This window comes from Pseudomonas sp. (genome assembly GCF_028293835.1).
Lineage (GTDB): Bacteria > Pseudomonadota > Gammaproteobacteria > Pseudomonadales > Pseudomonadaceae > Aquipseudomonas.
Genome location: NZ_JAQGNX010000145.1, coordinates 1 through 4,469 on the forward strand (window position 1 = coordinate 1; position 4,469 = coordinate 4,469).

The 4,469-nt window shown below is 56.1% G+C and carries 4 protein-coding genes; 2 read left to right on the plus strand and 2 right to left on the minus strand.

All coding sequences use genetic code 11. The annotated features are described in order from the left end of the window. Positions 1 to 124: 124 nt before the first annotated feature. A complete protein-coding gene (gene aspA / locus JWR17_RS20010) occupies positions 125 to 1,549 on the minus strand; it encodes an aspartate ammonia-lyase (protein WP_299834075.1) in 1,425 nt (474 codons plus the stop codon). A 184-nt stretch (positions 1,550 to 1,733) separates the two neighbouring features. Between aspA and JWR17_RS20015 the strand changes: the two genes are divergently transcribed. After that, positions 1,734 to 2,645, plus strand: coding sequence for a LysR substrate-binding domain-containing protein (locus JWR17_RS20015; protein ID WP_299834077.1), 912 nt, complete (start codon positions 1,734 to 1,736; stop codon positions 2,643 to 2,645). A gap of 41 nt (positions 2,646 to 2,686) precedes the next feature. Here the strand turns inward: JWR17_RS20015 and JWR17_RS20020 are convergent, their stop codons facing one another. Further along, positions 2,687 to 3,346: a reprolysin-like metallopeptidase gene (locus JWR17_RS20020; RefSeq protein WP_366944183.1), complete on the minus strand. Its 660-nt coding sequence runs from the start codon at positions 3,344 to 3,346 to the stop codon at positions 2,687 to 2,689. A 587-nt stretch (positions 3,347 to 3,933) separates the two neighbouring features. On the opposite strand from JWR17_RS20020, the gene purE reads away from it, so the two are divergent. Continuing rightward, positions 3,934 to 4,425 (plus strand): 5-(carboxyamino)imidazole ribonucleotide mutase, encoded by a 492-nt coding sequence (gene purE / locus JWR17_RS20025; RefSeq protein WP_299834081.1) that lies wholly within the window; start codon positions 3,934 to 3,936, stop codon positions 4,423 to 4,425. The last annotated feature ends 44 nt before the right edge of the window (positions 4,426 to 4,469 follow it).

Genomic DNA, 4,469 nt, shown 5'->3' on the forward strand with positions numbered 1-4,469 from the left:
TTTGATCGGACTCGCGCACGAGCCTGTTTTTAACGCAGTATTGCGTGCGTAGCACCGAAGGTGCCCAGCCCGCAGTAGTTTCCACACAGCCTGCTGGTGAGCGTGTTGCGAGGCCGCTTTAAGGTCAGGCCTTCAATGGCACCAGTCGCGGGGCAATCATGTTTTCCGGGCGCAATATGTCGGCGAGCATAGCGTCATCGAGCAAGCCTTCTTCGCGGACCAGTTCCAGCACGCCACGGCCGCTTTCCAGCGCGATGCGAGCGATACGGGTCGCGTTTTCATAACCGATATACGGGTTCAGCGCAGTGACCAGACCGATGGAGTGCTCCACCAGTTCGCGGCAGCGCGCTTCGTTGGCGGTAATGCCGACAATGCAATGCTCGCGCAGCATGTCCATGGCCCGTTGCAGCAAACGGATGGTGTCGAAAATCTTGTAAGCGATTAGCGGCTCCATCACGTTCAGCTGCAATTGACCGCCTTCCGCCGCCATGGTCAGGGACAAGTCGTTACCGATGATTTCAAATGCAACTTGATTGACCGCTTCCGGGATTACCGGATTGACCTTGCCGGGCATGATCGAGCTGCCGGGTTGACGCGCGGGCAGGTTGATCTCATTGATCCCGGTGCGGGGACCGCTGGACAGCAAACGCAAGTCGTTGCAAATCTTCGACAGCTTGACCGCGGTGCGCTTGAGCATGCCGGAGAACAACACGAAGGCGCCCATGTCGGACGTCGCTTCAATCAGGTCGGCGGCTGGCACCAGCGGTTGGCCGCTGATAATTGCCAGGCGATCGACCGCCAGTTGCTGATAACGCGGATCGGCGTTGATGCCGGTGCCAATGGCCGTGCCACCGAGGTTAACTTCGGTCAGCAGTTCCGGTGCCAGGGTGCGCAGGCGATTCAGGTCTTCATTCAGGGTCGTGGCAAACGCACGGAACTCCTGGCCCAAGGTCATCGGCACAGCGTCCTGCAGTTGGGTGCGGCCCATTTTGAGTACGTGATTGAATTCCTTGCCCTTGGCCGCGAACGCCTGGATCAGGCTGTCGAGACTGGCGAGCAGCGCGTCATGGCCCAACAGCAAGCCGAGGCGAATCGCCGTCGGGTAAGCGTCGTTGGTCGACTGCGCCATGTTCACGTCGTTGTTCGGGTGCAAGTACTGATATTCGCCTTTGCTGTGGCCCATGGCCTCCAGCGCAATATTGGCGATGACTTCGTTGGCATTCATGTTGGTTGAAGTGCCAGCGCCGCCTTGAATCATGTCCACCACGAACTGGTCGTGGAAATCGCCACGCACCAGGCGTGCACACGCTTCGCTGATAGCTGCATGTTTCGCCGAGTTCAGATGACCAAGCTCGTGGTTTGCGTCAGCGGCAGCTTGCTTGACCATGGCCAACGCCACCACCAGCTTCGGGTAGTGCGAAATCGGGACGCCGGAGAGGTGGAAGTTATTCACCGCCCGTAGTGTCTGGATGCCGAAATACGCATCGGCGGGTACATCGAGAACGCCAAGCAGGTCTTTTTCTGTGCGCGATGATGCGGCGGAGGACATGATAGAGATGATCTCAAAAGAGGCACGAAGGGTGCTGGAACGCTGCTGATGCTAGGCTTGTAGCCAATCCGGAGCAAATGCTGTTAAGCGCTGCCCTATGCATAAACGGCATAATGTCCATGTGACGTTAAGTTTCCGAAAAGCGTATGAACATGTTGATGTGCGTTTTTTGGCAGGAGAATCGATGAATCTTGAAAGCAAATGGCTGGAGGACTTCAGCGCCTTGGCCGCGACCCGCAGTTTTTCTCAGGCGGCTGAGCGTCGATTCGTCACTCAGCCTGCGTTTAGCCGGCGCATTCGCAGCCTTGAGTCGGCCCTCGGTCTGACCTTGGTCAATCGGTCTCGCACGCCTATCGAACTCACCGCGGCGGGACAACTGTTTCTTGTGACCGCACGAACCGTCGTCGAACAGCTGGGCGAAGTCTTGCGCCATTTGCATCATCTGGAAGGCGGGCAGGGGGAAGTCATGCAAGTCGCTGCGGCGCACTCCTTGGCCTTGGGTTTCTTTCCGCGCTGGATCGCACAGTTACGCAACGAGGGCCTGAACATCGCCACGCGGCTGGTAGCTACTAACGTTGGCGAGGCGGTTCATGCATTACGCGAGGGCGGTTGCGATTTGATGCTGGCGTTCTATGACCCGGATGCCGCGCTGCAAATGGATAACGAGATTTTCCCCTCGCTGCATTTGGGGCATACCGAAATGCTACCGGTGTGTGCTGCCAACGCAGAAGGTCAGCCGCTGTTTGATTTGGAAGGCGATGCCAGCGTGCCGTTATTGGCTTACAGCGCCGGGGCATTCCTCGGTCGTTCGGTGAATTTACTGTTACGTCAGCGTAGCGTGCGCTTTACCACGGTCTACGAAACGGCCATGGCCGACAGTCTTAAAGGCATGGCATTGGAAGGGCTGGGTATCGCCTGGGTGCCGGAGCTAAGCGTTCGTGCCGAATTGGCGCGGGGTGAGTTGGTGGTCTGCGGCGGCACGCAATGGCACGTGCCGCTGGAGATCCGACTGTACCGCTGCGCGCTGGTACGCAAGGCCAATGTGCGTTTGTTGTGGCGCAAGCTGGAAAGCGCAACGGCCCACGACGAGAAATGAAGCGGTCAAGTGCGATTGAGTAGCTGGCCTTACAGTGTTTCTTAATCGACGCTGTTCAGGTATTCGTGAATGGCGTCCTGGTTGGCTTCACTGAAATAATAACAAGGATTAATTGCAGTGAGAGAGTTGGGCCACATGATTGTCTGGCATGGCAATCCGCTCGCGGCCTCGTGTTCGGCGCCCAACAAATGGCCAATTTCGTGTCCTATCGTGTTGTACATTTTGGTAGACGCAATACCGACGTTGAGGGTCGGAGCCGATACTCCGTGGGTGAGCCAATCAATTTTGTTCGAAGTTACCAGCATATATTTGTGACGTTCAGATGGAGGCGGCAGATTGTTTTCGTCGGCGTATCGAATGCTTGTAGAGGACCAGTCTGACATCAGCTTACTCTGGTCGCTCTGACGATAAGCGAAGTCGGTAAAGCCGGGTTTATCGGTGATGATCGTGACCGTCGTTCTGCGACCGGTGACTTCTTCCATGTGGGCCAGGAATGTATTCAAGTAACCGCTCCCGAGTTCGGCACGCTCTTGCTCACTGACTTGGTCGTGTATAAACAGAAATAGGCCTAGATTCGACCGAAATTCGACTGAGTCATCACTTGAGGACACGTGAGGCTCGTTAAGCTCGGCGTGGACAGCGGCGAAAGGTGCCAGGAAAAGGGCAGTCAGTAACATCCATGTTTTCAGTATGCTTTTCATAGGTGAATTTTCATCCTTGAGTTTGAGTTATAGATGTAATAGCAGCGTCGTGCTGCAGGGTTACTTAAACAAATGCGGAAGAGTGTTAGTAGGCGACCTTGACGCTTCGCTTGGTGGTTGGTGTGCATTTGTGTTGTAGGATAAGATCAGTCCAGATGTGCGAAATCTCATGACAAAGTAGCTTGATTAGTTGCGCCGAACATATGACCTGTCTCATGAGTGGGTGCTTGTGGCCCAGCCGTCCAATACCACTTTTAGTTGTCGACTGGAGAGGGAAAGCGAGTCGTCGAAGGGCCGTTCTCAAAGAATTCAAAATGAACGGTACGGTCGCTGATATGTTCTGTTTCTTTGATGGCCCAGGCCTTAATGGTCCAGGAAAAATATTTTTCCCGGAGTGCTGGGCGATCTTCACGGAGCGCCTGACTAATGGTCGTCAAGGGGGCTGTCTTCCTGTCGCATTACGGTATACTGCGCGGCCTTTGGCCGGTTCGACCGGTCATTATTCGTACAACAAGCCACGCCGGTTCTCCCGCGTGGCTTGTTGTTTTCTGACTCGCCTGCGGGCGCACGATAGAAGAGGCACGACGATGAGCGCACTGGTTGGCGTGATCATGGGCTCCAAGTCCGATTGGTCCACCCTTAGCCACACCGCCGATATGCTGGACAAGCTCGGCATCCCTTATGAAGTCAAGGTGGTGTCAGCTCACCGCACGCCTGACCTGCTGTTCCAGTATGCCGAGCAGGCCGAAAGCCGGGGCATTGAAGTGATCATTGCCGGTGCTGGCGGTGCCGCTCATTTGCCAGGCATGTGTGCGGCCAAGACCCACTTGCCGGTTTTGGGCGTTCCCGTGCAGTCGTCAATGTTGTCGGGTGTCGACTCGTTGCTGTCCATCGTGCAGATGCCTGCCGGGATTCCCGTGGCGACTTTGGCTATCGGCAAAGCCGGCGCGATCAACGCCGCATTGCTATCGGCCAGCATCCTTGGCGCAAAGCACCCGCAATTCCATGCAGTGCTGAAAAAATTCCGCGCTGAGCAGACAGACAGCGTCCTGGACAATCCAGACCCGCGCGACGCCTGAGGTTTTTCCATGAAGATCGGTGTAATCGGTGGCGGCCAATTGGG

Coding starts and splice junctions, on each gene's coding strand:
- aspA (WP_299834075.1), bottom strand. CDS start 1,549: ATGTCCTCCGCCGCATCATCGCGCACAGAAAAAGACCTGCTTGGCGTT.
- JWR17_RS20015 (WP_299834077.1), top strand. CDS start 1,734: ATGAATCTTGAAAGCAAATGGCTGGAGGACTTCAGCGCCTTGGCCGCG.
- JWR17_RS20020 (WP_366944183.1), bottom strand. CDS start 3,346: ATGAAAAGCATACTGAAAACATGGATGTTACTGACTGCCCTTTTCCTG.
- purE (WP_299834081.1), top strand. CDS start 3,934: ATGAGCGCACTGGTTGGCGTGATCATGGGCTCCAAGTCCGATTGGTCC.